At 48.3% G+C, this 25,800-nt stretch carries 16 protein-coding genes; 5 read left to right on the forward strand and 11 right to left on the reverse strand.

Features of this window, described 5'->3' with window-relative positions; genetic code table 11:
- Positions 1-94: 94 nt before the first annotated feature.
- Entirely contained in the window at positions 95-598 is a 504-nt protein-coding gene (locus B5Z18_RS01230; RefSeq protein WP_079467594.1) for a hypothetical protein, read from the reverse strand.
- Positions 599-1,085: 487 nt separating this feature from the next.
- Between B5Z18_RS01230 and B5Z18_RS01235 the strand changes: the two genes are divergently transcribed.
- Genes B5Z18_RS01235 through B5Z18_RS01250 form a run of 4 tightly spaced genes read left to right on the forward strand, consistent with a single transcriptional unit; the run spans position 1,086 to position 7,527 of the window.
- Positions 1,086-4,346 carry a SusC/RagA family TonB-linked outer membrane protein gene (locus tag B5Z18_RS01235; RefSeq protein ID WP_079467595.1) on the forward strand — a complete coding sequence of 1,087 codons (3,261 nt, stop codon included), beginning with the start codon at positions 1,086-1,088 and terminating at the stop codon, positions 4,344-4,346.
- Positions 4,347-4,363: 17 nt separating this feature from the next.
- Complete coding sequence (locus B5Z18_RS01240; RefSeq protein WP_079467596.1) at positions 4,364-5,824, forward strand: RagB/SusD family nutrient uptake outer membrane protein; 1,461 nt, start codon at positions 4,364-4,366, stop codon at positions 5,822-5,824.
- A gap of 18 nt (positions 5,825-5,842) precedes the next feature.
- Positions 5,843-6,532, forward strand: a complete 690-nt coding sequence (locus tag B5Z18_RS01245) for a hypothetical protein (RefSeq protein ID WP_079467597.1) — start codon at positions 5,843-5,845, stop codon at positions 6,530-6,532.
- A 23-nt stretch (positions 6,533-6,555) separates the two neighbouring features.
- Positions 6,556-7,527, forward strand: coding sequence for a DUF5007 domain-containing protein (locus B5Z18_RS01250; protein ID WP_079469936.1), 972 nt, complete (start codon positions 6,556-6,558; stop codon positions 7,525-7,527).
- A gap of 58 nt (positions 7,528-7,585) precedes the next feature.
- On the opposite strand, the gene B5Z18_RS01255 is transcribed toward B5Z18_RS01250, so the two are convergent.
- From B5Z18_RS01255 to B5Z18_RS01295, 10 genes are all read right to left on the reverse strand, one after another.
- Positions 7,586-8,083, reverse strand: a complete 498-nt coding sequence (locus B5Z18_RS01255) for a 2'-5' RNA ligase family protein (RefSeq protein ID WP_235015858.1) — start codon at positions 8,081-8,083, stop codon at positions 7,586-7,588.
- A gap of 123 nt (positions 8,084-8,206) precedes the next feature.
- On the reverse strand, positions 8,207-10,462 hold the full coding sequence (locus tag B5Z18_RS01260; protein WP_079467599.1) for a GH92 family glycosyl hydrolase: 2,256 nt from the start codon (positions 10,460-10,462) through the stop codon (positions 8,207-8,209).
- Between the two features lie 115 nt (positions 10,463-10,577).
- A complete protein-coding gene (locus B5Z18_RS01265; RefSeq protein WP_079467600.1) occupies positions 10,578-12,104 on the reverse strand; it encodes a RagB/SusD family nutrient uptake outer membrane protein in 1,527 nt (508 codons plus the stop codon).
- 29 nt (positions 12,105-12,133) lie between these two features.
- On the reverse strand, positions 12,134-15,124 hold the full coding sequence (locus B5Z18_RS01270; protein ID WP_159454138.1) for a SusC/RagA family TonB-linked outer membrane protein: 2,991 nt from the start codon (positions 15,122-15,124) through the stop codon (positions 12,134-12,136).
- A 136-nt stretch (positions 15,125-15,260) separates the two neighbouring features.
- Complete coding sequence (locus B5Z18_RS01275) at positions 15,261-17,114, reverse strand: carbamoyltransferase family protein (RefSeq protein WP_079467602.1); 1,854 nt, start codon at positions 17,112-17,114, stop codon at positions 15,261-15,263.
- Between the two features lie 5 nt (positions 17,115-17,119).
- Positions 17,120-17,269 (reverse strand): DUF5989 family protein, encoded by a 150-nt coding sequence (locus B5Z18_RS32665; RefSeq protein WP_168771530.1) that lies wholly within the window; start codon positions 17,267-17,269, stop codon positions 17,120-17,122.
- 20 nt (positions 17,270-17,289) lie between these two features.
- On the reverse strand, positions 17,290-17,679 hold the full coding sequence (locus tag B5Z18_RS01280) for an SxtJ family membrane protein (RefSeq protein WP_079467603.1): 390 nt from the start codon (positions 17,677-17,679) through the stop codon (positions 17,290-17,292).
- A gap of 2 nt (positions 17,680-17,681) precedes the next feature.
- Complete coding sequence (locus B5Z18_RS01285) at positions 17,682-19,736, reverse strand: SGNH/GDSL hydrolase family protein (protein WP_143313461.1); 2,055 nt, start codon at positions 19,734-19,736, stop codon at positions 17,682-17,684.
- A 78-nt stretch (positions 19,737-19,814) separates the two neighbouring features.
- On the reverse strand, positions 19,815-22,349 hold the full coding sequence (locus tag B5Z18_RS01290) for a hypothetical protein (RefSeq protein WP_079467605.1): 2,535 nt from the start codon (positions 22,347-22,349) through the stop codon (positions 19,815-19,817).
- A gap of 165 nt (positions 22,350-22,514) precedes the next feature.
- Entirely contained in the window at positions 22,515-22,802 is a 288-nt protein-coding gene (locus B5Z18_RS01295; protein ID WP_079467606.1) for a hypothetical protein, read from the reverse strand.
- 222 nt (positions 22,803-23,024) lie between these two features.
- Between B5Z18_RS01295 and B5Z18_RS01300 the strand changes: the two genes are divergently transcribed.
- Entirely contained in the window at positions 23,025-25,709 is a 2,685-nt protein-coding gene (locus B5Z18_RS01300) for a PQQ-dependent sugar dehydrogenase (RefSeq protein ID WP_079467607.1), read from the forward strand.
- Positions 25,710-25,800: the final 91 nt, after the last annotated feature.

Here is a 25,800-nt window from a genome sequence, read left to right on the forward strand (position 1 = left end):
GAAGCATTTCCAGCTCTTCCAGCGCCTTAATATTTTTGAACACGCCACCAGCGACCAGGATAATCCGGTCGCTGGTGGCGCGTAGAAGATCCGTTTACTTATAATTCTCCCGGAACGCCTGCAATGCCTGTTCCATCCGGACCTTCAGCTTCTCTCCCTGCGGCCCGTCGCCGGGCTTGGCAATATGAAAAAGCGCCAGTGCATTATTTTCTTTCAGCTCCCGGCTGCCTTTGTCGCTCTCCGCTATGTGTACTACCGGGCCATCAAATTCCAGCCCGATGTAATAGTCATAGAACACGCCTTTGATAGAGCTTACCGGTGCGCTCAGGCGGTAAAGACTATAACTGTTTTCTACCGGGTAGCGGAAGGTCACCGACAGGATACCGTCTTCGCTCACGCGGAAAGACGATTCAATTTTAGCGCCCGCCTCTGTGAGATAGGATAACTCCGGCGGATATACGACGGCGGCATCGTTGAGTATTTTGGTAAATACGGCGGCGGCTTTGGCCCTGCTTCCCGGGTTGGCTGCCTGTTGCGCGAAGCTGTGAATGCTGAAAATGGTCAGCAGGATGCCGACAAATAAGTAGCGTTGTTTCATAGGTATAATTTCCGGATAGGTGATTTGTTTACGCCTGTAAATATAATATTTTTAAACCATATATCTATCCCCCGGAAATTGAATGATAAAATTGCCGTCTTTGTATACCTGCAGGGAGATACAGCCCTCTGTCAGACCCGCTTCTTTTTAAGATTGTTTACAATCTTTTAAATTTCATTAACAAGTTATTTTTCTCTTTCATACTAATTTCATCCTCACATTAAGAGACCTGTGATTTGTTCAGAAAATCGATTTAGCAAAATAAGAATTTTATCAGACCAAAAGTAAATTAATAACAGAAAAAGGAGTTTATCAGGCCAGCATTCAGCTATCGGAAATAACGATGGTATTTATCAAATCAAAATCAGTCAACAACAACGCATACGTTTAGCAATATTTATTCCGGGCATAATACGTCAACCAATATCATAATAACAACTGGGTAATCAGCATTCCAGTATCATTCATCAGTTTCAAATCAATTTACATGACTGTTAATTTTACACAAAACAGCCGTAACGGCGCTGTTATGTTATTAACGTTCTGCCTCACCTTCCTATGCCTGAGAGGTACCGCACAGGTAAAATCTGTCTCCACACAGATCACCGTATCAGGCACAGTAAAGGATGGTTCAGACGGCAACCCATTGCCGGGCGTATCTGTAAGCATTTCAGATACCAAATCAGGAGCCATCACCAACACAGATGGCGGCTACACGCTCAAAATGAATCCGGGCAGCACACTTACCTTCAGCATGATGGGCTACCTCCCCTACTCGGTAACAGTAAAGGAAGCCAACGCACACCTGAACGTAGTATTGCCGGTAGACAAAAAAGTGTTGAAAGATGTGGTAGTTATCGGTTACCAGGAAACATCCCGCAAAACAGTTACCGCGGCCGTTACTTCCATTAATCCGAAAACATTACTGGATGTGCCCACGCCCACCTTCGACGCATTGCTGCAGGGACGCGCACCCGGCCTGGATGTACAGAACTACTCCGGTGAACCCGGCGTAAGAAGCAACGTGGTAATGCGTGGTAACACCGCCGTAAGCCGTAACATCAACAGCGACTTTACCAGCAACTCCGGAAAGGCCAGTCTCGCCCGCGCATTGAGCGGCCCTCTCTACGTAATAGACGGCGTACCGCAAACCACGGAAGACATTGCCGCCATCAATTACGGCTCCGGTACCAACACCGACGTAATGGCCGGCATCTCCATCAACGATATTCAAAGCATCGATATCCTCAAAGATGCCTCTGCAGCTGCGATCTACGGATCAAGAGGCGCTGGCGGGGTAATCATCATCAAAACAAAAAGAGGTATCTCCGGTAAACCAAAAATTGATTTCGCTACCTATCATGGCTTCACCGAAATGCCGCAGCTGGACAAAGTGCTGATCGGCGCAGAAGAACGCCGCGCAAAAATGGAGCTGATCAACCACTACGGCAACTGGGGTACCCTGAAAAATATTCCGCAGGTGCTGACCGACAGTCTCAATCCCGCTTTCAATAATGCCAACGATTACCAGGGCGGTATGTATCAAACCGGCCGGGTAGACAACTACGACCTCTCCATTTCCGGTGGTAATAACCTGATCAACTACCGCTATGGTCTTAACTATTACAGTGAAGATGGTATCATCCGGAAATCCGGCTTAAAGCGTTATAGCTTTAGCAGCAGCACCGGCCTGAACCTCTCTCCCAATGTACAGATCAATACACAGATCCGTTATTCAAAAATAGACCGCCCAAGATCTATTAACGATCTCTCCGGCGGCTACGGTCCCTTCAACGGCGGGTACTATGCCTCCAACGCATTGCCTACTTCCCTGCTGTATATGACCAATGCCAACAAAGACTTCATCTTTGGCAACACCACCAGCAGCACAGATCAGAACAGCAATGATAACCTGTCTATCAGCCCGATCATTGAATGGAAGATCTCCAGCAAATTTAACTTCACCACGGTGATCTCCTTTACACAAACCAACAGCCGGATGGACTCCTACACCCCCGGCGCTGTAAGGAGAGACGGAACCGGTAAAGCCACCAGTTTTGTTGATAAATCCAACAACTACTTAATGAGCAATACCCTCCAGTATACCACCACGCTGAATACCAATCACTCGTTCAACTTACTGGCCGGTCAGAATACAGAGTACTGGGAATACCGGGCTACACAATCCAGCGCTATCGGCATTCCGAATGACCAGATCCGCACCGTTACCGTGCTCAATAAAAACCTGGCTGATACCCGCTCCGACCTGCTGCAGAGCGGTATCCAATCACTTTTCTTCAGAGCCAACTACGGCTATAAAGAACGTTACCTGTTATCGGCCGTAATCACTGCAGATGCCTCTTCCCGTTTTGGTAAAAATAACCGCTGGGGTTATTTCCCTTCCGTATCCGGTGGCTGGGTGATCAGCGACGAACCCGCCCTCAAATCTGCCAGCAGCTGGCTCAGCCTGTTGAAATTGCGCGCCAGCTACGGCGTAGCCGGCCGGCAACCGGATGGTGGCGATAACTACCTTTCTTATAATACTTACCGCATCGGTGCAGGTGATTTCCCTGGTAGCACCAATCCTGCTACAGGCAGCAACTACGCCTTTGCATATAATGGTATTCCGGCCGTGTCTCTCGACTTCGACAAAGGACTTACCAACAATAGCCTGAGCTGGGAAAAGAGTACACAAAGCAATCTTGGTTTGGATGTAACCTTATATAACGGCAGGTTTAATGTAGTGGCCGATGCTTATATCAAGAATACCAACGGCGGTATCTTTAACCTGAACGTACCCGTAACCACAGGCTACTCTATCCTCACCGCCAATGCCATCGGCATACGCAACACCGGTGTGGAAGTGCAGTTCATTGCCAACGTCCTGAAACCATCTTCAAAATTCCAGTGGCAGGCATTATTAAACCTTGCACATAACGATAACCTGATCACTTCCCTGCCAAACGGTGGCCGTGATATTTATCTCGATAAATACCTGCTCCGCCAGGGACAACCGCTGAACTCTTATAACGTATTCAACAAAACAGGCGTCTACTTCACAGATGCAGATGTACCCGTAAATAAAGCAACCGGATTACCGCTCAGTTTCTATGGTTATCCATTTAAAGGTGGCGACCCGATCTGGCAGGATTCCAACGGCGACGGCGTTCTCGACAACACCGATTACATACCGGCTGGTAACCCCAACCCGAAAGTAACCGGCGGTTTTGGTAATACCTTCAGCTATAAAAATTTCACGCTGTATGTGTTCTGTACTTTCACGGCAGGCCGTAAAGTGTTCAACGACTACCTCGCCGGAAAGCTTTCCCAGCTGGTACCTACGGATGATGGCGATCCAGATCCTTATCATTCCCTTTCCACCCATTCCATGCCCGACCTGAGCGGCATTAACTACTGGAGAAATCCGGGTGATAATGCAGCCTATCCGAGTCTAAGTTCCGTAAACGGTACCCGTTACAAATATGCCATGGTGAGTTCTGCCTGGATTGAAAGCGGCGCCTACTTCCGTGTGAAAAACGTATCCCTCTCCTATTCTTTCAAACAGGAAGTGCTGGATAAAATTCACTTCAGACGTTTAAGGATCTATGCGCTGGCCGACAACCTGTATATCTTCAAACAATCTAAAAACATACCTGATCCTGAGCAGGTGGATGCCTTTGGAGTATATAGCGGCAGTGGTTATCCCATTCCCAGAAAATTCACCCTGGGACTGGATCTTAGCCTTTAACCATAAAAAAGAAAATCATGAGAAAACAACGCTTATATATCGCTTATGCAGCTGCTGTTATTTCTGCAGCTACCCTGGTGTCGTCCTGCTCCAAAATACTGGACCTGGAACCGCATAACTCTACTTTTACCAGTGCTTATTTTTCTACGGAAACGGATGCCAAAACATCGCTTGCCGGCGCTTACGCCATCCTGCGTAATATCATGATCCGCGATAACTCCTGGCATAAATACGGAGACATTGTATCCGGAGAACTGAGTATCGACGGTGGCCGGGATAATGGCAACTACAATATTTCCAACGGCGAATTTGTTGGCCTCAACGTAGGCAGTGGCAACTGGAACTGGCAACAGTACTACCAGCTGCTGCAACAGTTAAACCTGATCATCAATAAAGTACCGGGTATCGACGACAGCAAATTCACAGATATCAATAACAAGCGGCATGTGATCGGGGAAGCCTATTTCCTCCGCGCCTTTACCTACTTCTATATGAGCCGGATCTGGGGAGATGTGCCTTTGAAACTGCAACCGGACCTGGATGTATCTACTGCGAAGAACATCCCGAGAAGCCCGGCCGACAGCGTATGGAAGCAATGCCTGGCCGATCTTGAAGTAGCTAAACAAAACCTGGATTTTGGTTATGAAGATGAATCTGAGCGTGCGGTAAGAGCCAATAAAGGCGCTGCATTTGCCCTGCAGGCACACATCCTGGCATGGAAAGGCGACTACGCCGGCTGCGAAGTAGCCGCGAATGAAGTGATCACCAACGGTGGTTACACCCTGATCGACTCTGCCAATTACATGAAAGTATTTATCGGCAAAACACAGGAGGGCATTTTTGAAATCAATATCAACGACGGACAATCAGAAGGAATTTCCCTCGCCACCAATGGCGGTGCAGGCGTTACCCTGATGATGCCGTTTATTGACGGAAAAGGATATATAGAATGGCCGGTTAATGAAAACTACCTGTCCATTTATCAAGACAAGGATAAAGATATCCGCTTCAAAGACTTCTTCTACGGTCTTGGCGGTAACCAGGGACAGATCATCAAGTTTGCCAACATTGCCTATGCCGACGGATCTGCCAAAAAAGATCCCCGTATGACCAATAACCTCACCATCTTCAGGCTGGCAGACATGCTGCTGCTCAGGGCAGAGGCGCTGAGTAAACTGGGTAAGGATGGCGATGCATTGCCCCTGCTTAACAGGGTACGCAAACGCGCAGGACTGGATGATTATGTGGGCACCGGCGACGGCCTTGCCGCTACCATCCTCGAAGAACGCCTGCGGGAGCTGTTCTACGAAGGCCATGCTTATTACGACCTGGTGCGTAATAAAAAACTGACTTCATACAACGAACATTTCCCCGGCGATCAGTTTGAGAACGGCGGCTGGTTATGGCCCATTGATCCCACCATGTTCAAAGATGATTTCACCCTTACACAAACTCCTTACTGGAGAGGTAAACTCTAACCCATTAAAATCAGCAGTATGAAACACAAAATATATCTCTCTTTCATCGCTCTGGTGGCCGTGGTTTTATTTTCCTGTAAGAAGGAATATACCATCGGCGGCAGTTTGCATGATCCACATGTAAACATGACCACATACGATTACCTGAAAACAAACCCGCTTTTTGATACCGTAGTGCTGATGATCGATAAAACAGGTTTGAAGGAAGAAGTAAATGCCACCGGCACCTTTTTTGCCATCACGGATTATGATCTCTCCAACTACATTAATTTACGGCAGGAGCTGGAACGCACACGGAGAGTGGATCCTAACTATATCTTTACTTTCGATTCACTGGATTTTGGCGTCATGAGAGATTCCCTGCGGGCTTATCTCTTCAAAGACCTGATACCTTTAGACAAGGCTACCAAAACCGGTAAACTGTACAAAGCAAATGATGGGGAACTCCGCCTGGTACAAGGCATTCCCAGCAGGGATTATACCGACGGAAGTGTTTTCACGCAATACCCGGTATACCTGTACCTGACCAAGCTGATTGCAAAACCCGGCTATCCTGTTCCCGTAACGGATGCCGACCTGGCCAACACCATACCGGAACAATACCTGCAAACCCGCTGTCAGACGACCGGTATACTTACCACCAACGGAATACTGCATGTGCTGAATAACAATCACACCTTCACCTATTTCGCGGATACGTTTAACTGAGTTTTCACCTTTACGCAATGATCATGAAAAGAAATATAAAAATATTCGGCGCCGTGGTGATGGCTGTTTCGGCAGCTATGTACGGTTGCTCCAAAGTGGAAAACGGTTTTCTCAGCAACCAGATTCGTTACGTGGATAACCCGATTAAAATAAAACGGGGACAGATACAATCCACCAACCCTGTTAGTAACGATGGTTCCAGCGCGCCTGTAGTATACAAGCTCCTGGATATCCGCGATGCAGAAAAACACACGCATGCCGACTCGGTATTTAAGAATTATGAGCGCTATGAGTGGATCGGGAAATTTGATCCGGAAAAAGATACCACAGTAGCGTTGCTGAATACAAAGAGACAAAAAGTAAACACCCCCTGCTTTGAATTCAACGAGCATACCGGCGCCTTTACTTTTTACGGTACTTCCATCAAAGTGCCGCTGGGTACCTACGAATTTGATATCCAGGCTTCCAATCAGAACGGCAGCAAAGAGTATAAAAACATTGCCACCTTTACCCTGATAGATGAACCACCCTATCACGTGGGTGACGGCGGTGCTGCCTGGTTCAAAGACGGCACCACTACCAGCGGCGATTTGGGCGTGCCTACCGTTACCATCAGGAAGATCTCCGATGAAGGCACCAATATCATCCTGAAGATCGCGGATCAGAACGGCCGCTATTTTAACCCGGCCAAAGGAGAGATCATCCGGAGAGGCGACCGTAGCGACTTCCAGACCTATGCACAGTTTCATCCACTGGAGAGAACAGATACCAGCATGGTCTGCAACTTTGAAACCACGCCATTCCCTTTATTACAAAGTGCTTACGGATACCTGATCTACTATCGTATTCCCAGCCAGTTTGTAACAGTAGATCCGGGTTACGCACCCACCAACGAAAAGATCTATAACGTAAACCCACGGTTCCAGTTCCAGATTTTCCAGGAGGGTACCTATGAGGTAGTTGTTAAAATAAAACACGTGAACAGAATTATTTAGCAACGATAGAAAGATGAATGAAGTAAGAAAGCCTTTCCGGTAACGCGGGAAGGCTTTTTTATGTAAGAAAGGAATACTCCCCCACCAGTTTCCACGGGCCTTTTAAATACCGCCACACCTCTACCCCGGTGGCAGTTACCTCAAAAGGACGGAAGTTGGCCATTAGTTGTTCATGCGCCTGTTGCGCTTTAAAAGCCGTTACCTGGTTCATGATGGTGATATGCGGCCGTAAAGCCTGCCGGTCGCGGGGAATGAGCCAGGGCGCCCATTGGGTTTGCAACGCTTCATGTAACGCCTGCAATTCCCCAGATATCAGCGTATAGGCAATACCGTTGGTATATCGCTGCACTTCATTGACCTGTAACACAAAGGAAGGCCGCGCAACCATCGTAGCCAGGGAAGTAATGATCTGTGGTTCATCCGCCGGCAGGCGGTAAAATAAAGTAAGATGTGCGTGTACCTCGTTGGCATGAGCAGGATAATACTGCCGGCGCATCCGGTTAAAGAATGCGGCGTCATCGGGCTGAAGCTGCAAGGTAACGATGAAAGATGCCATATCAGATGCGAAGATAATAATGAAGCGCCGGTTTACAGCCACTAAAAGAAAGACCGCCCCATAAAGAGACGGTCTTTCTTTTGTCTTCATCATTGTTACCGGTTCACGAGACCAGTAAACTTCTTACTGTACACCCCAGCTTTTGTTAGGTTTGGGGCCCATGAACAGTTCCAGCGTTCCGCCATCGGTTAATTGCTGATGCGTAAACGTGGGTTTGTTCAAAGGTTTGCCATTGAACTTTGCCTGTTGAATATATTTATTTACCACGGAGCTGTTGTGCGCAATCACGGTAAACTGTTTTTTGTCAGGCAATGCGATGCTTACATTTTCAAACACCGGGCTGCCAATAGTATACTCCGGGATACCGGGCGTTACCGGGTAAAAGCCCATAGAAGAAAATACCACGAAGGCCGACATACCACCACCGTCTTCATCGCCGGGAATACCAAAGATGTTATCCTTAAACCAGGTATCCAGCAGGAAGCGGATACGTTGCTGCGTTTTCCACGGAGCGCCGGTGTAGTTGTATAGGTAAGGAATATGGAAGCTGGGTTCATTCCCCATAGAGTATTGTCCTACGAGGCCGGTGGCATCCGGGAATTTGCTCCAGAAAGCGTAGCGCGACATATCCAGTGGTTCGCGGAACAGCTGATCCAGTCTTTTTTCAAAAGCATCTTTACCACCCATCAGGCTGATGAGGCCGGGGATGTCCTGCTGCACCTGCCAGAGGTAAGTCCAGCCGTTGTTTTCATCATAGAAATCACGCCCACCGATACCACCGTCATATTTTACGTTGATGTCGATCCATTCTCCGTTCCCATCTTTGGGCAGAAAAAACTGTTTATCGGCGTTCCAGAGATTTTTATAATTCTTCGCTCTTGGTGCAAACAACCGCTGGTCATCTTTCTTATTCAGATCACCCGCCAGTTCAGACAATGCCCAGTCGTCGTAGCTGCCGCCTAAGGTAACAGCTACTGCCTGTCTTTTTTCAAAAGGATGCACCACGGGTTCGGTTTCTTTTTCGCCGATGCGCAGTGCAGGGAAATAGCCTTTGTTGTGATACACATCATCAAGCGCTGTTTTAGGACCGTTGCGCCATGGAAGCATGGTAGCTTCTGTGGCGTTTTTCCGCATGCCCTCGTAGGCTTTTTCTATATCGAAATTTTTCAATCCCTTCCGGTGTGCGTCCAGCATTACTACAGAAGAATGGAACCCGTTCATACAGGCATGATCGCCAAACAGCACGGGGAAGGTAGGCAACCAGCCGCTTTGCTCGTACATATGTACAAATGATTGCAGCATATCTTCTTCCCTTGCAGGGTTGAGGATCATTCTCAGCGGATGCAGCGCCAGGTAGGTATCCCAGGTCCAGTCATCCACGTAAAAAGGGCGGTTATCTTTGTGGATCTGTTTATCATAACCGCTGTAATATTGCCCGTCTTCCGTAATATCAACAGCTCTTTCATAGCAACGGTATAAAGCGGTATAGAAAGAACGTTGTTGCGCCGTTGTACCACCTTTTACTTTAACCTGGTTCATTACATCTGCCCAGGCTTTTTTTCCATTGGCGGCTACGGCATCAAAATCTTTCTTACTGATTTCTTCTTCATAACTTTTCTTTGCCTGTTCCGGGCTGATGTAGCTGATCGCATATTTAAAAGTAACTTCCTTTGTGGTGGCAGGGAAACTGATAAACGCTTTGATTCCTTTACCAGCAATATTTTTATGATTGCTCAACTGTCCCTGTTCCACCACACCGGGCGTACCTGCTTCGCTGAAAACGCCGTACAGGTATACCTTTACATAATCGTTATAGGTTTCCATACCGGTTATTACGTTGTTGGGCAGGAAGCTGTAAGCCGCTTCGCCATCATTGTAGGTACCAAACAGCAGGGATTTTTCTTTACCGTTGGGAAAACGGAAACGGTAGTAACCTGTTTTTTTACCGGCGGTAAATTCCACGTTTACTTCTTCCTCCAGCAGCCACGTAGAGTAATACCAGGGACGGTTGGTTTCCAGGTTATGGTCGTATGCCATGCGGGTTTGCCAGTCTTTTTCCGACAACGCGCCGGTGGCAGGCTTTACAGAGAATACCTGGCCAAGTCGGTGTGATACCACGTTCAAGGGAAAGTCGGAGATCTGGTCGTCCATAAAATCTTTCCGTTGCGGCGTAAACCGGATCAGCTGATTCGGCAACTGCACAGTGGGCCGGGTAGGTTCCAGCAGCTGCCCCACGTTTCCTATGGTAGGGTCAATCAGGTCGATGGGTTGCTTTGTTCCGGGGATCGTATCATACACCGCAGCATGTGCACGGCCGGATAAGCATACAAAAGGTGTCAGCAACAGAAGGCTGTACAACTTCCAGTTTGTTTTTTTCATTCACTAAAATTTATACGCAGGGAGAATTCCTCATTGGTCAGAGAGCGAATTAACAAAATAGTTTAATCATGCACAAGGCATGATTAAACTATTTACAGGCCAAATCAAAAAGTACTTAGTATGTTGGGTTTTGTGTCCATCCAGGGCTCAGGTTCAGATCCCGGAAAGGAATCGGAGCAATATATTTAGGACCCGGGTTAGCAACAGCAGCGGGATTCAACGGAAGATCCTTGAACTCATTCGGATCGCGGCGGGCAATTACTTTTGGCAGCAACTGCAAACGAACGATATCGAACCAGCGTTGACCGAATTCACCGGCAAACTCATATTTGCGTTCATTCACTACGGAGTCGCGGAAAGCCACTGCCGTTAAACCCTTTACGATATTGGGTAAACCGGCGCGGCGTCTTACCCTGTTCAGCGCTTCGTACGCATCATCAGAAACGGTGTTGGCCGCCATTGCAGAAGCTTCTGCGTAGGTGAGCAATGTTTCTGCAAAGCGAACAATATCGGTGGTTTTGTTGGTGCTGGCGTTAAAGCTTACTACCTGGGTAGGCGTTTCAACGATACCATCTCCGGCGCCATAACGGAATTTGTTATAGTAAGGATGGTGCGTGGCTGTTCTCGGATCATCCCATCTTACCACGCCGATCTTATTGCTCTTAATTTGTGTATGGAATGTTTGATCGGTACGTTTACAAACCGGTGCATCCTTGAAGTAGTTGATTTCAGGGAAGAAGTCATCCCATCCGCCTTCATCATCAGGAATACAGGTGGCGCCAAAGGAGCGGTTTGGCAACTGGCCGCCTACATTGTATTGCAGTCCGAATACAGATTCAATATTATTGTTGGTTTTGAATACATCGAGGTAGTCGGCCATCAGGTCGTATTTTCCTGCATCCATTACGGCCTTTGCTTCTGTAGCAGCCAGCGCATAGTTGGAGTTCTGGTTAAGAGGCCAGCCTGCCATGGTGAGGTATACGTTTGCCAGCACGGCTCTTGCAGCCAATGCGCCGGGTCTGCCTACATTTACGCCGGTCCATTTGTCAGGCAGCATTTCAGCAGCCTTTTTCAGATCGGCGATGATCAGTTCGTATACTTTGGCGGGTTCTTCTCTTGCCGGTGTTACGGTGATATCTGCCGGACCGGTAACAATAGGCAATGCGCCAAATGTTCTTACGAGATAGAAATAACACAGTCCACGAAGAAAGTATGCCTGCCCGCCGGAATAGGTACGTTGCTGAATGGCTTCGTTGGTAGTAGCCGCTACTTTCTCAAAATTGGTGATCACGTTGTTGGCCTGGTAAATGGTATTCCATGGCCCTTCCCATTCGCTTCTCATACTGGCGTTGGTGGTGGTACCCTGGAGCCGGTCAAATTCCCGCGAATCTGCTTTGTTGGATGCAGGGTGTGTGGTTAAGTCGTCAGAGCCAAAGTAGCTGGTCATTTTACTTGTAAACCCCCATGCGCCATCTACAGCGAGCGCCCTGAAAGCGGAGGTTACGGCGCCGTCCAGTTCACTTTGTGTATTAAAATAATTGCCCGGTGTGAGTGTTGCTCTTGGATCTTCCGTCAGCTTCACGCAGGATGATACGCCGATCATGGCTGCAATAGCTAAAGGGAGGAAATATTTTTTGTTCATAATAGTAATTTTTTAGAAAACAGAATCAATTATAAACCAAGTCTTAAACCAATCGTATAGGTTTTGGGGTTAGGTATTGTACCTGTTTCCAAACCTTGTGTGATGGCATTGGTAGCATTGGTTACTTCCGGATCGTAGCCAGGGTAATTGGTGATGGTCCAGATATTCTGGGCGCTGATATAAACATCCAGGCTGCGTGCATGGATCCTGCCCAGCAGTGATTCCGGAATGGTATAAGTGAGGGAGATATTTTTCAGTTTGATATAGCTGGCGTCATACACATAACGACTGCTTTTAATTTCGTTCTGGTTGCCATAGGTAGGAACGTCTGTCTGTTTTTCAGGCGTCCACATATCGAGGAGCTGCGCATTGGTGGCATCGCGTGCATCTCCCAGTCCGCCCATTGTATACGCCTGTGTGAAGGAATACATCTGGTTGCCATGCGTGCCCTGGAACATTACGTTCAGGCTCCAGTTTTTATAAGAGAAATCGTTGATGAAGCCGAAATAGTATTTAGGCATACCATTACCAATAGTGGTGAGATCGCCGCCGGAGAGTTTATGATCGCCATCGAGATCAGCATACTTTGTATCTCCCGGTTTCTTGCCATATAAAGCGGCTTCCGTTTTCTCTTCACTTTTCCAGGTGCCCAGGTATTTGTAACCATAGAAGGTACCCAGCGGTTCGCCTACTTTAATGATAGACACACCCTGCTGTGCAGAACCGATACCATTTACGATGATATTGTCCTGACCACCCAGATCCAATACTTCGTTCCTGTTGAAAGAGATATTGAAGTTACTGGTCCATTTGAAATCTTTTCCAACAACAGGCATACCGCCTACGCTGAACTCCAGACCTGTATTTCTTACGCTGCCGATATTACGCTGGAAACTTCCGCCGCCATAATAGAAAGGGTTATCGGTGGCGTACAGCAGGTCGGATACTTTTTTATTATAGGCATCCGCGGTGAAGGTTAAGCGGCCACGCCAGAATTCCATATCCAGTCCCACATCATAGGTAGTGTTCTTTTCCCATTGCAGCATGGTGGATACCGGTGTTCCCAGTGGCGTATTTACACTCGATGTACTACCGTCGAAGTAGTATGGCAGCGCTGTACCGATCTGGGCAATGGTAGAATAGGCAGGAACCGCCTGGTTACCTGTTTGACCATAGCTGGCGCGGATCTTCAGGCCGGTTACTACTTTGGAGCCGGCCATAAATCCTTCTTTGTCTACCGCCCATCCCAATGCAACTGCCGGGAAAGTGGAGTACTTCTCTACCAGGTGGGAAGATCCGTCTGTACGGACAGAAACAGTTAACAGGTACTTATCTTTAAAGGCGTAGTTCACCCTTCCCATATAGGAAATAAGCGCATCTGCCCAGTAGCCGCTGCTGGTGGACTGGGTTTTACCTAATCCCAGGTTCCAGTAGCCGAGGCTGTAGGTAGATAACTGGTTGGCCTGTGCAATGGTGCTGGTATTGGTTTTGGAAGCCTGTTCCACCAGCGCGGTAACGGTGAGTGAATGATCACCGAAACGGTTGTTATAAGTCAGGAAGTTTGAGTTCTGCCAGCTTCTGTACCGGTTGTTTTCCATTTTCGCATAGTCGTTACCGTTAAACGCTTCGTTGGTTCCCGGAGGGAAAACGGATTGCGTTTGCTGGTGCTGCAACTCATAACTGTTATTGGAAGTAAAGGTGAGGTGGTCGATGATCCGGTAGGTAAAAACACCGGTGGCGGTTAAGTTGGAAGTTTTTCCATCTACCGAACGGCTCATGATATTTTGTACCGGGTTTTTAGCCAGGGAGGCGAAATTCGACTGACTGATATAATCACCTGCCGCATTTCTCACGGGGCTGGTAGGATCCCACATACTGGATTGGGAGAACGGATCAACGATATCGCCGGAGAAATCTGTGTTGTGCGATTCCGGCAACAGACCAGTGATATTTACTTTCAGATCCATTTTCCTGTTCAGCTTAATATCCACGTTGGCGCGCAGCGTATTTCTTTTATAGCCGGAGTTAATCAGCAGTCCAGGCTGATCAAGATGATTATAGGAGAAATAGTACTTTACATTTTCAGAACCGCCGGATACGCCAATCTGGTAGTTTTGTGTTAATGGCTTGCGGGTCAGTTCATCCTGCCAGTCGGTGCCGCCTGGGTTTTTCTGAAGCTCCGCGAGTTGTGCATCGGTAAACGGATGGCCTGTTCCGGCAACATCTCCTTTTTTATTTACCTGCTGCGCAAACTCGTAGGCGTTCATCAGGTTTAATTTTTTTGGCAAAGACGCTTTGCTTATCCAGGCGCTTGCATCTACGCGGGGCTTCCCTGATTTACCGGTTTTGGTTGTTACCATTACTACGCCGTTAGATCCGCGGGAACCGTAGATGGCGGTGGCAGAAGCATCTTTCAGAATTTCCATGCTTTCAATGTCGCTGGGTGCAATTGATTCCAGGTTGCCGCCGATGTAACCATCGATTACGTACAACGGATCATTGCCACCAGTGATGGAGCTGGCGCCACGGATCCTTACACTGATCCCCCTGCCAGGCTGACCACTGTTACTTTGCACCGTTACGCCGGAAGTAGTACCCTGCAAAGCCTGTTCTACTCTTACCAAAGGACGTTTGGCAATTTCCACGGCTTTCACGGAGCTGGTAGCGCCGGTTACGTCGCTCTTTTTCTGTGTGCCATATCCCACTACTACGATATCATTCAGGGATCTGGCATCCGTTTTTAATGTGATGGATAAGTCGCTGCCGGTTACCGCTACCTCCTGTGTGAGATAGCCGATATAGGAAATCACCAGCACCGGGGACGCTGTTTCGCCGGTGGCAATCTGGAATTCGCCCTGTGCATTGGTAGGACTTGAAATGTTGGTACCTTTTACTCTAACGGTTGCTCCGGGTAGTGGTTGACCGGTTTCATCCAGCACTTTACCCTTTGTCAACTGCTTTTGTGCATAGGCCTGCAGCAGGCCCGATGCGAGGAGCATCAGCAATAGTAATCTTTTCATAACGCGAACGATATTTCGATTGATAAGAAAATAATGAATGCAAGTAAGCATCACCGGCCTAACAGCAGCGCTAATAATGAACTAACAGCCGTATTAATGTGCTATTTTTTTAATTTTTTTTTGAGAGAAGAAGATATTAATCCCTTTCAAAGGATTTAAACAACTCCGGCGGCAACACAGGCTGGCGCCGGCGATCAAAAATATAATTACTCATCACGAGGTAATCCATTTCCGTTCGCATAAAAGCAAGCCATGCATCTTCCGGCGTATTCACTACCGGCTCTCCCCTTACATTAAAAGAGGTATTGATCAACACACTGCAGCCCGTTAGTTTTTTAAAACAATTAATAAGTTGCCAGAGCTTTGGATGAAGCGTATGGTGTACGGTTTGTACCCTCGCAGAATAATCGAGGTGTATAACCGCGGGGATAGCAGCGCGTTGCTGATGCAACCGTTCATATATGGAGGCAGTAGTATCCGCAGCGGTGTTGGTGCGCAGCGCTTCTTTTAGGGTGGTGGTAAATAACATATATGGAGAAGCAGTGGCATCGTTAAAATAATGGTGCGCATCTTCTGCCAGTACCACGGGTGCAAAGGGACGGAAGCTTTCGCGGAATTTTATTTTCGCGTTGAGTTGCTGTTGCATGGCGGCCTGCCGCGGGTCCGCAAGGATGCTCCGGTTGCCGAGGGCACGCGGACCAAACTCCATCCGGCCGTGGTACCAGCCCACTACTTTTCCGTTGGCCAGGTGCTCACTCACTTCCTGCGTGAGTACATCAAAGTCCGGCTGATGAACCGCCACCGCTCCATAGCGGGCCTGCAGCTTCCGGATATCAGCGTCGCCATAAGCGGGGCCGAGAAATGCGCCCTGCATCCCATCTTCTCCCGGAAAAAAAATACGCGCCTGCTCCATCCCTATATGATAAGCGGCGTATGCAGCGCCTAGTGCGCCGCCCGCATCACCGGCAGCAGGTTGTATCCAGATATCCTTAAAAATACCCGCGGCTTTTATTTTATGATTCGCCACACAGTTGAGCGCTACACCGCCCGCCATCACCAGGTGATGACTCCCCGTAATTTCTTTTGCCGTGCGTGCCAGCGCTACTACAATTTCTTCTGTAACCTGTTGAATGGCCAGCGCCAGGTTCATGTGTTCCTGCGTGATGGCGGATTCCGGCTCGCGGCGGGGAAAACCAAACAGCGCTTCCCACAATGGGGTGGCCGTCATTTTTAACCCGGTGGCGAATTCAAAATAATCCATGTTCAGCAGGATGGAACCATCGTTTCGTATATCCACCAACGTTGCCAGGATCTTTTCCCGGAACGCAACGGTTTGCGGGGCATCCGGCAGGCCGTAAGGCGACAGTCCCATTAATTTATACTCGCCGCTGTTTACTTTAAATCCCAGGAAATAAGTAAAGGCGGCATATAATAAGCCGGGAGAATGCGGAAAGCGCAGCTCCCTTAAAATTTTGATATCATTATTGGCGCCATAACAAATGGTAGTGGTAGCCCACTCTCCTACACCATCAACCGTAAGTATGGCCGCCGATTCAAAAGGCGACGGATAAAAAGCGCTGGCAGCATGGGATAAATGGTGTTCAGGAAAATACAGCGGCACTTTCACGGTGGCTCCCAATGTGCGGAACTGGCGCCGGAGCATTTTCTTCATAAACACTTTCTCCTTCATCCACACCGGCATAGCCGTAATAAAGCTGCGCCAGCCGCGTGGTACAAAGGCGTGGTAGGTTTCCAGCAGCCGTTCAAATTTCAGCAGCGGTTTATCATAAAACGCCACGGCAGTCAGCTCATCAAAAGAGATGCCCGCTTCCGACAATACATATTTAATGGCCTGCGCCGGGAAAGACGCATCCTGCTTTATGCGCGTAAAACGTTCTTCCTGTGCGGCCGCAACAATGCGCCCGTCGATGATCAGCGTGGCGGCGCTGTCGTGATAAAATGCGGATATGCCCAGGATAATTTTCCTCAACGCAGTTAAAATATGGCATAAATAAAAGGCGCCAGCGCCGAAGCACTGGTTAATGCTACCAGCGATGCCAGCAACAGCAGCACGATGATCAGCGGAAGCAACCAGAACTTCTTACGTGTTCTTAAAAAGTAAAGCAGTTCATGCAAAAATTCCATGACGTATAATTATGATCGTTTTAAAATGTGTGCTGCAAATCCTCTTTCGTATATACATGATTACGTATATCCATTACCGATGTCTTTTCTTTTTTGAACCTGCGCAGCTGCAAAGCATCTTTGCCCCGCCACTTCCGCCATATGCCCACGGGCACTACCACCAGCACAAAAACAAGGGTAAGGAGTATGCGTATGTTTATTTCTCCCAAAACTTTTGCTAACCCAAACCAGGTTACGGCCAGCGGATAAAAAAGCCGGGGCGTCAGCATGGTGATAACCAGCACCGGCAGCGCAACGGTTGCCAGCCGGAAATCACGGAAATACAACGCTGCCGCCAGTAGCGCCGTAGCAGCTACCTGTCCAAATTCAATGCATTGCTGCCGGGTAATGTTGGTGAAGCCTTTCCACATGGCTATACTTTTTTCAGTTGACTTTGCATCGTAAGTGCATCCCGGTTGCCCGGCGAAGCATCCAATACTTTTTCTACGTATAGTACGGCGCCATCTTTATTTCCCATCCGGTAGTACAGTCCGGCGATCTGGTTAAGCACGTCTATATTTGCCGGCTCCCTTGCCGCCTTTGTTTGCAGCTCCAGGATCTGCAACAGGCAATCTTTTACGGGCAGCAGGTTTAACCGCCGTTCGTTATGATCGATGGCATAATCCAGGTAAGGCAACGCTTCGCTGGCGTTGTCCTGTTTCAGGTAAAGCACAAAAAGCGTTCTGGCCACGTCAAATGAGGGCGACATACCAAATACTTTTTTAAAGTAGAAAATGGCTTCCGCCGTATTATCCAGCTTGCCATAGTAGTTACCGGCTTCTTCATAGTAGCCTGTTTCTGTAGGATGTTCCTGTACCCATGCGGCCACGATGGTAGCGGCCCTGGCAAAATCGCCGTTTTGATTATAGGCATTATAGAGCTGTTGCAATGCCGCTGCCCAGGATGTTTTCCTGAAAGCTACTTCATAAGCAAGCTGCTCTTCTGCACTGGAAATCAGCATGGTATCGGAAACGTGCGTTTTATTAAACGGCCAGCTTCTTTTCAGGTTGGCAATCTTGTAGGCGCCGGACAAGCTATCGATCACGGTAACAGGCATCGTTTGCTGCAGCTGTGCAAAACTCATTTCTGTTTCGGGCGGCGCTTTGAAAAGTCCCTGTGCTTTCATGGTATTATAAAACACATCCGACAACAGCGCATAGCCTTTCAGGTTAGGATGCACATGTTCCAGGATCAGGTCATTGCCTATAATGTGGCCGGCGCTGGCGGCTTCAAAAACGGCATTGGCATCTACCAGGTGGGCGTTTTTATATTTGCTGCACAGTTCCAGCATCACCTTATTGAGTTTGGAGGGCGCACGGAAACGAAGCGCATCGAGGTCCCTTGCTTTATCGAAATATGTTTTTGCAGCAGTGCTGTCGCCGTTATGCAGGGTTAATAATCCCAGGTAGTAGTTGCAGCCGGCATGCGCGTTATAACTGTTTTCCGCGGCCATGAAATGCTGCAATGCCGTGGCCGAATCTCCGTTGGCAATGGCCTGTTCGCCCTGCTGGTATGCGGTATTGAATCCGGGGTATTTTGTGGAGTCGGGCGCTACGCTGATAAAAGGGAACAGGTCTTTTTCGGTGGATACCAGGTTGCTGATGAATACCGGCACGTTGGCCTGATCCAGTATGCGCAGCGTGTTATCCATGTTGGTGGTAAACTGGGTGATGCCTCTTTCGTACATATCCGATCCGAAAGTAATCTGTTGCGCTGCCACCATCATTTCCATGCGGGTTTTGCCGGCGCCTTCCGTACTGGCGGGTTTCAGCGTGGAAATTTTGTGGAGCGCACTGGCCATGAGCTGGGTGATCCGGAATTCCCGGAGCTTCAGCACCAGGTGGATGAGGAAAGGGCTGCCGGCTACTTTGTCGGTGCTGCCCGTGCCCAGGCAACCATAATACTCATTATGACCGGTATAAATAAGTACGGCATCCGGCTGATACGGCAATAATTCTTTTGTAAAACCGGCTACTGTATAGGAATTAACGCCTGTTAGTGAAAGATTAATGATCTCCAGGTGTTTCTCCGGGCAGGAATGCATGAGGCGGTATTGCAGCCAGCGGTGAAAGGAGCCGTTATGAAAATAAGGATACCCGATAGTGGTGGATTCGCCCAATACGAAGATGCGAAGGGTACCTGAGTCTTTTACTTTCTTAAATAATTCACTATTGCCTTTGGTGGCGATTTCCGCATTGGAAAAATATTTCAGTGAGGCGGCGGGGTTGAGCTGGTAATAATTCCTGTTTTGGGGAGATGTAATAAAGAGCTCCAGGTTGTGGCCATAATTAAATAACCGCAGTCCTGCTTCCACTCCACCGATAATTAAAAAGGGAAAAAGAATGCTGATGATTTTAATCACCAGCATTCTTTTTTTTTGTAATAAAGCGGCCTGAGTGCCATAGTCGTGGAATCTTGTCTTATTCATTTCAATGCAATTTATACGGCGCGCCTTAATGGCAGCACTAATAATGCACTAACTGAAAAAAATTAAGTAAAAAATCGCCTACTTATCGCCGGAGTAAGCCGTGAAGGACTGCGGAAACTCTTCCCCATACATGTGGAGGTATTCCTTTGCAAATTTATTGAAGGCGGTTTTGGCCAGTGAATGACGACCCAGTGATACAAGACTGCTACATTTCATGCGGAGCGCTTCTTCATTGATGGGATCAAAAAGGAAGATGCTGTCGGCGATTTCAATGAGGAGTTCCGGATCTGATTTGAACTGGTTGGCGGCCTCGGTAAGGATATCGAGGGCTGCACCGGAAATTTCGGACTGGATATCGTCCAGCCAGGTGTAATTGGTATCGGGCAGGAAGGAACCACGATGGAGGATCTTCAGCAGATCGCGCACAGGTTGCTTTTGCAGGGGGCGCGGCGAATGCAGCAGCTGCTGGAACCCGGCCAGGTCCATGTCGATATCGGCAACGGAGTATTGGAGGCTCCAGCGGTCGGCTTCTTTTACAAAAGCACAGGCGCCCAGCTTATCCAGTATGGCTTTCAGCTTCACCATATTTACGGAGCGGTTGTTCTGCGCTTCCTTACTGGACTTATCGCGCCACAAGGTAGCATAGAGCCGGTCGGATGAAATACCTTTTCCTGAACGGATGGTGTTAATGGCTATCAGCAGGAATAATTCTTTAAGCAGCGGCGTAAAGAATTTGGTGATATCCTGTCCTTCTTTGTCCAGTACTTCAAACGGACCAAAGAAATAGATGTTTCCTTTTTTCTCTGCAATGATCTCTTCCGGTGCGGTTTCGTCGGTAGTGGTTTCAGGTATCACTACGGGCAGCGGAGGAAGCGGCGTTGCTGCTGTCCGTGCCGGCGTTACTTTTTTGCGGCGTTGCAGGAACAGGAAAATGCCGATGCCGGCTACCGGGATAAGCAGCAGCAGGTACCAGGCGGAGAATTTCGTAAGACTGGCATTATCCGCCACTATTGCATCCGGCGGAAACTCAAGGGTGTATACCTTTACTTCCGTGATATTGTCTTTTGAAGTATACAAGGTGACGGCCACCAGTTTTTTGCTGTCGCGGCAATAGTAGAGGTCCGCGAACGACTTGATATCATGAAAGAAATATGGGATGGTATTGGCCAGTGGCTTTAACCGTGGCGCCTTCAGAGAGCCTTCCACCAACTGGAGAGTGGTATTAAATTTATCGTCAGGGAAGATGAGTGCATAATAATTTTGCGTGTCGGGATCTATCACCAGGCTGTTGGCAAAACAGAACTGCACGGGTGGTTCTTCCAGCTGGAACACTTTGTGAAAGGAATGGTCTTTCACGTAAAAGGCCATGAGGTCGTAATAATGACGGGGATTTACTACCTGGTTGCCGCTGTTGCTGCCATAGCCACCGAGAATATAGGCCGTGTCGCCACTGCTGGTAGCACCAACCGCAGCAAGGTACCGGGGTGTGAGCCTTTCGCCGGTGGTGGGTACAGAGTCCCATCTTTTATCAGCAAAATGATAGCGCTGTACGGTATTCTTATATTGCATTTGTCCGTATCCGCAGAGGATATAGAGAGAAGAATCCGGGTGGGAGATAAATTTATTGGCCTGCCAGTAAACGGTGAGCAAATCTGGCGTGTAGTTGATCTCCCATTTCCGGGTAGCGGAATCGTAGGCGCCTGCTTTTTGCTGATCTATATAAAAGTTAAAGAGTTTATGGAGAAACGGGTTGTACACCGACTGGTTTCCCGGCATTAGGCTATCGAGGCGCTGCGCCAGGCGGATGCCCTGTTGCTGTTCATTTTTAAACGAGATATTATAGAGAGAATCGGAAGATACAATATAGAGGACTTCTTTCTCCCGGTCGAAAGCTACGCTGGGAGTGCCGTTTATTTCCCAGCTCCGGAGCAGGCTCCAGTTGCGGTGCTTCGGTCCTATCCAGTTGGCATTGCGGATCACGGCAGTTTTACCTTCCTGCTGATCAGTGGCTTTGCTGCCGTCGTTTTCAGAGAGCGGCCAGTTGTACATGGTATGCCCACCTTCTTTCACCACAATGTTACGGAGGTTCATGGGCGGGATGTCCACTGTTTGAAAACCTTCGTAGGTATTGGTACCAAAGAACACGCGGGTACATGCCGGGTTGCCCAGTTTTGCGGGGCCTTTGGCAATAAATTTATTATTCACCGAGATAGCGGCTTCATTGTGCTCCAGGTCGAAATGAATGGTAATATGCGTCCACCCGCCGAAGAGGGCGATTGAGTCGATCGCAAATGCACGGGAAAAGCTTTCCCCGATGAGGAAGTTAAAGGTTCTTTCTTTCTGGTTATATACCAGGTCTATATTCTGGTTATTGGCGGCGATGATCCTTAATACATATCCGAAATAGGTTTCTTTATAGGGAAGGAAGTTCAGATCGAATGATATTTCTCCGTTTTTTTTGAAACACAGCGGACCAGATGAAGTTAAGTTCAGCGTTGTTCTTCTTTCCTGCACCACTTCATGACTAGAAAAGCGTAATCCATAGGATTGAGCATAACCAGCATTTGTAATCAGATGAACAGATAAAAACAGTAAAAGGATAAATTTCCACATACTCCGCTAAAAAACTAAAATAACTGATTGTCTAATATTTGTTGATCTAAAGCCACGTGGAATATACAAATAATAAACAAATTAGTGCTTTTTTATAGCCTAATAATCAATGACAAATGTAAAATGTACACGCTAAGTTGGCAACCGGTAACTGTTAGTTGCCGGTCATTTTAAATGTTGGATCACTAGTAATTCCCATTCTTGTTCCTGGGTACCGGAGGGCCTGGTTGCTCCTGCCCGGCGATACCAGTAATCAGCATTTCCCTGATCTCCCTCTACCCGGTGCAGGTAAGCATGTACCCTCGCAGCATCGGTTCCCGGCAGATCGTCTACCAGGTCGTGCGCCTTCTTCCAGTTACCTTTTCCTTCGTACCAGAGGGATTCAAGGTATACCGATATGTTTTTGGGTGGATGCACATCCTGTAAGGATTGCTTAAATTCGTTCAGATCCATCTTTTCAATTTACCAGCCTGAATAATGTGGGCCTCAAATATACGGAAGCAGCACACAAAATGACAACTTCCCTTTCTCTTCTGATATTAAATTAGCCAACATTCCCTGATCTTTAAAACGATATGGCTATCCTATATTATTTCCTTTCATCCATCTTTAAGAAAAAAAAATACAATATTCTATTATTTTGTGCCCCGCTAATCAAATCCATAATCACCTTACATGAGTGAACAGTTCAAGTTATGCACGCGGAAACTCCCGGCCATGTTTATTGTCGGATTGACATTAATTATGCAGGGATGCGGCGACCATCCTACCAAAAGCAAAGCTACCAAAGCGCCGGAAGACAACCGTTTTACCAAAACCATTCTTTCCAACGACCTCAATGAGCCGATGGAACTGGCCGTAGCCGGTAATGGCAGCGTATATTTTATTGAACGCAGCGGTAAATTGTATCACTATGACCCCGCCACCCAGGCCACCAAAGTCGTATATACGTTCCCGGTACTTCCCGATACAAAGGAAGGATTTGGTAACGGGTTACTGGGTGTTACCCTCGATCCGGGCTTCGACAAAAATCATTATATCTACTTTTACTATACACCCAATAAGCTCCCGGCAGCACAACAGGTATCCCGCTTTACGCTGGAAGGGAAAGACTCCCTGGTTGTAGCTTCCGAGAAAGTATTACTGACCATCCCGCTGGAACTGGAAGTGAGCGCGCATACCGGCGGCTCGCTCGACTGGGACCGCAACGGCAACCTCTTTATTTCAACCGGCGACAACACCGTGCCTTTTGCCTCCAACGGATATGCGCCGATAGATACAATTCCCGGCCGCATCACCTTTGACGCAGAACGCTCTGCCGGCAACACCAACGACCTCCGCGGAAAAGTACTGCGTATCCATCCTGAACCGGATGGCAGCTACACCATTCCTTCAGGCAACCTCTTTCCCAAAGGCACAGCCGGCACCCGCCCCGAAATATACGCAATGGGCTGCCGTAACCCCTACCGCATGTCGGTAGACACTGCCACCGGTATTGTTTACTGGGGTGAAGTAGGCCCGGATGCAGGCGAAGACAGCGACCAGGGACCACGCGGATATGATGAAATTAACCAGGCAAAAAAGCCAGGCAACTTCGGATGGCCATTTGTAGTAGGCGATAATAAAGTATACCCGCAATATGATTTTGCCACCAAAACCATCGGCGCACCTTTCAAAGCAGAAGCCCCGGTAAATAATTCACCAAACAACACCGGGCTGAAAGTATTGCCACCAGCGCAAAAGGCCATGATCTGGTATCCATACGACTCGTCTGCCGTATTCCCGCAACTGGGCAACGGCGGCCGCTGTGCAATGGCCGGACCGGTATTCCATTATAATGAAGCCACCGCCTCTCCCACCGGTTTACCCGTATGGTATGATAACGCATTATTTATTTACGACTGGATGCGTAACTGGGTGTATGCCGTGCGACTGGACAGTCAGCAGAACTTTAAATCAATGGAACCCTTCATGAAAACCAACGGCGACTTCAGACGCCCGGTAGACATGGCCATCGGTAAAGGGGGCGACCTGTACATACTGGAGTATGGCTCTGTATATGGTATCGACAATGACGACGCGCGACTGGTACGCATTTCGTACAACGGCGGCAACCGCGCACCGGTAGCAGCTATCACCACGGTGGATACCGCAGGTACCGCACCCATGAAAGTAAACTTCAGCAGCAACAAGAGCTACGATTTTGACGAAGGACAGGCGATGAAATACGAATGGCACTTTGGCGATGAAACCGCTGCGGTAACAGATTCCGCGCCGGTACATACTTACCAGAAGAACGGTGTGTATCATGCCATCCTGAAAATAACCGATCCGGAAGGCGCCAGCAGCACCGATACCATTACTATCCGCGTGGGTAACACCATACCGGAAGTAAAGATCAGCACCACGGATAACACTACTTTCTATTTTGACAACAGCCCGCTGCATTATACCGTTACCGTTACTGACAAGGAAGATCCGGCTATCAACAACGAACAGCTGATGATCGGCCTGCATTACATTCCGCGCAGCAAAGCGAAAGCAGAGAAAGGACACCAGCTCATCACCACTGTACCGGCGCATCCGGGTAAGTTGCTGATGGAAGGCAGCGATTGCAAGGCTTGTCACCAGGTAGATAAAGCATCCGTAGGCCCCGCCTTTACACAGGTGGCGAAACGCTATGAGAAAGATCCAAAGGCGCCGGCCTATCTTGCTGCCAAAATCATTAAAGGCGGTGGTGGCGTTTGGGGAGAACACTCTATGGCGGCACACCCGCAACTCTCTGTGGATGAAGCCGGGCAAATTGTGAAATACATTCTCACGCTGGGCACACCACAGGCGGCAGGCAGCCTGCCCGCTTCCGGCAGCGTAGCATTGAAAGATCACCTGGGCAAAGAAAAATATGGCGCCTATGTACTGGCCGCCACATACACTGATGGCGGCGGCAACGCCTCCCCGCTCAGTGGCAGCGCCCTCTTACTGCTTCGCTCCCTCCGCGTACAGGCAGAAGATGCGGACTCCGTTAACAACATCAACCGTTCAGCTGACTTCCTGGGAGCCATTCATAATAAATCGTTCTTTGTATTCAGGAACATTGATCTGAAAGGCATCCATAAAGTAACTTACCGTTATTCATCGCTCGACAAAGACGCCGTGCTGGAAATTCATACCGGCAGCGTGAACGGTCCGGTGATCAGCAAACTGGCCTACAAAGCCACCGGCAGCTGGGATAAATTTATAGAAGTAACTGCACCGGTACAGGCGCCAGCCGGTAATAGCGATCTTTACTTTGTGTTCAGCAAAGATCAGCAACCAGACCAGCATTTGTTTACGCTGGACTGGCTTGAGTTTAAGCCGTAACTGATTTTATTTTTTTATTTATAAGGACTTTGTACTAACTTTTTCGGAGCAGCTAAACGCTCTGGAGTTTTTACAAGGTCCTTTTTTATTG

The sequence above is a fragment of the Chitinophaga ginsengisegetis genome (assembly GCF_900168065.1).
Classification (GTDB): Bacteria; Bacteroidota; Bacteroidia; order Chitinophagales; family Chitinophagaceae; genus Chitinophaga; species Chitinophaga ginsengisegetis.

Excerpts from the sequence above, each read along its gene's own strand:
- B5Z18_RS01235 (WP_079467595.1), top strand. The coding sequence starts at position 1,086 with ATGACTGTTAATTTTACACAAAACAGCCGTAACGGCGCTGTTATGTTA.
- B5Z18_RS01245 (WP_079467597.1), top strand. The coding sequence starts at position 5,843 with ATGAAACACAAAATATATCTCTCTTTCATCGCTCTGGTGGCCGTGGTT.
- B5Z18_RS01250 (WP_079469936.1), top strand. The coding sequence starts at position 6,556 with ATGAAAAGAAATATAAAAATATTCGGCGCCGTGGTGATGGCTGTTTCG.
- B5Z18_RS01295 (WP_079467606.1), bottom strand. The coding sequence starts at position 22,802 with ATGGATCTGAACGAATTTAAGCAATCCTTACAGGATGTGCATCCACCC.
- B5Z18_RS01260 (WP_079467599.1), bottom strand. The coding sequence starts at position 10,462 with ATGAAAAAAACAAACTGGAAGTTGTACAGCCTTCTGTTGCTGACACCT.
- B5Z18_RS01300 (WP_079467607.1), top strand. The coding sequence starts at position 23,025 with ATGAGTGAACAGTTCAAGTTATGCACGCGGAAACTCCCGGCCATGTTT.
- B5Z18_RS01265 (WP_079467600.1), bottom strand. The coding sequence starts at position 12,104 with ATGAACAAAAAATATTTCCTCCCTTTAGCTATTGCAGCCATGATCGGC.
- B5Z18_RS01290 (WP_079467605.1), bottom strand. The coding sequence starts at position 22,349 with ATGTGGAAATTTATCCTTTTACTGTTTTTATCTGTTCATCTGATTACA.
- B5Z18_RS32665 (WP_168771530.1), bottom strand. The coding sequence starts at position 17,269 with ATGGAATTTTTGCATGAACTGCTTTACTTTTTAAGAACACGTAAGAAG.
- B5Z18_RS01240 (WP_079467596.1), top strand. The coding sequence starts at position 4,364 with ATGAGAAAACAACGCTTATATATCGCTTATGCAGCTGCTGTTATTTCT.
- B5Z18_RS01270 (WP_159454138.1), bottom strand. The coding sequence starts at position 15,124 with ATGAAAAGATTACTATTGCTGATGCTCCTCGCATCGGGCCTGCTGCAG.
- B5Z18_RS01255 (WP_235015858.1), bottom strand. The coding sequence starts at position 8,083 with ATGGCATCTTTCATCGTTACCTTGCAGCTTCAGCCCGATGACGCCGCA.
- B5Z18_RS01230 (WP_079467594.1), bottom strand. The coding sequence starts at position 598 with ATGAAACAACGCTACTTATTTGTCGGCATCCTGCTGACCATTTTCAGC.
- B5Z18_RS01280 (WP_079467603.1), bottom strand. The coding sequence starts at position 17,679 with ATGTGGAAAGGCTTCACCAACATTACCCGGCAGCAATGCATTGAATTT.
- B5Z18_RS01285 (WP_143313461.1), bottom strand. The coding sequence starts at position 19,736 with ATGAATAAGACAAGATTCCACGACTATGGCACTCAGGCCGCTTTATTA.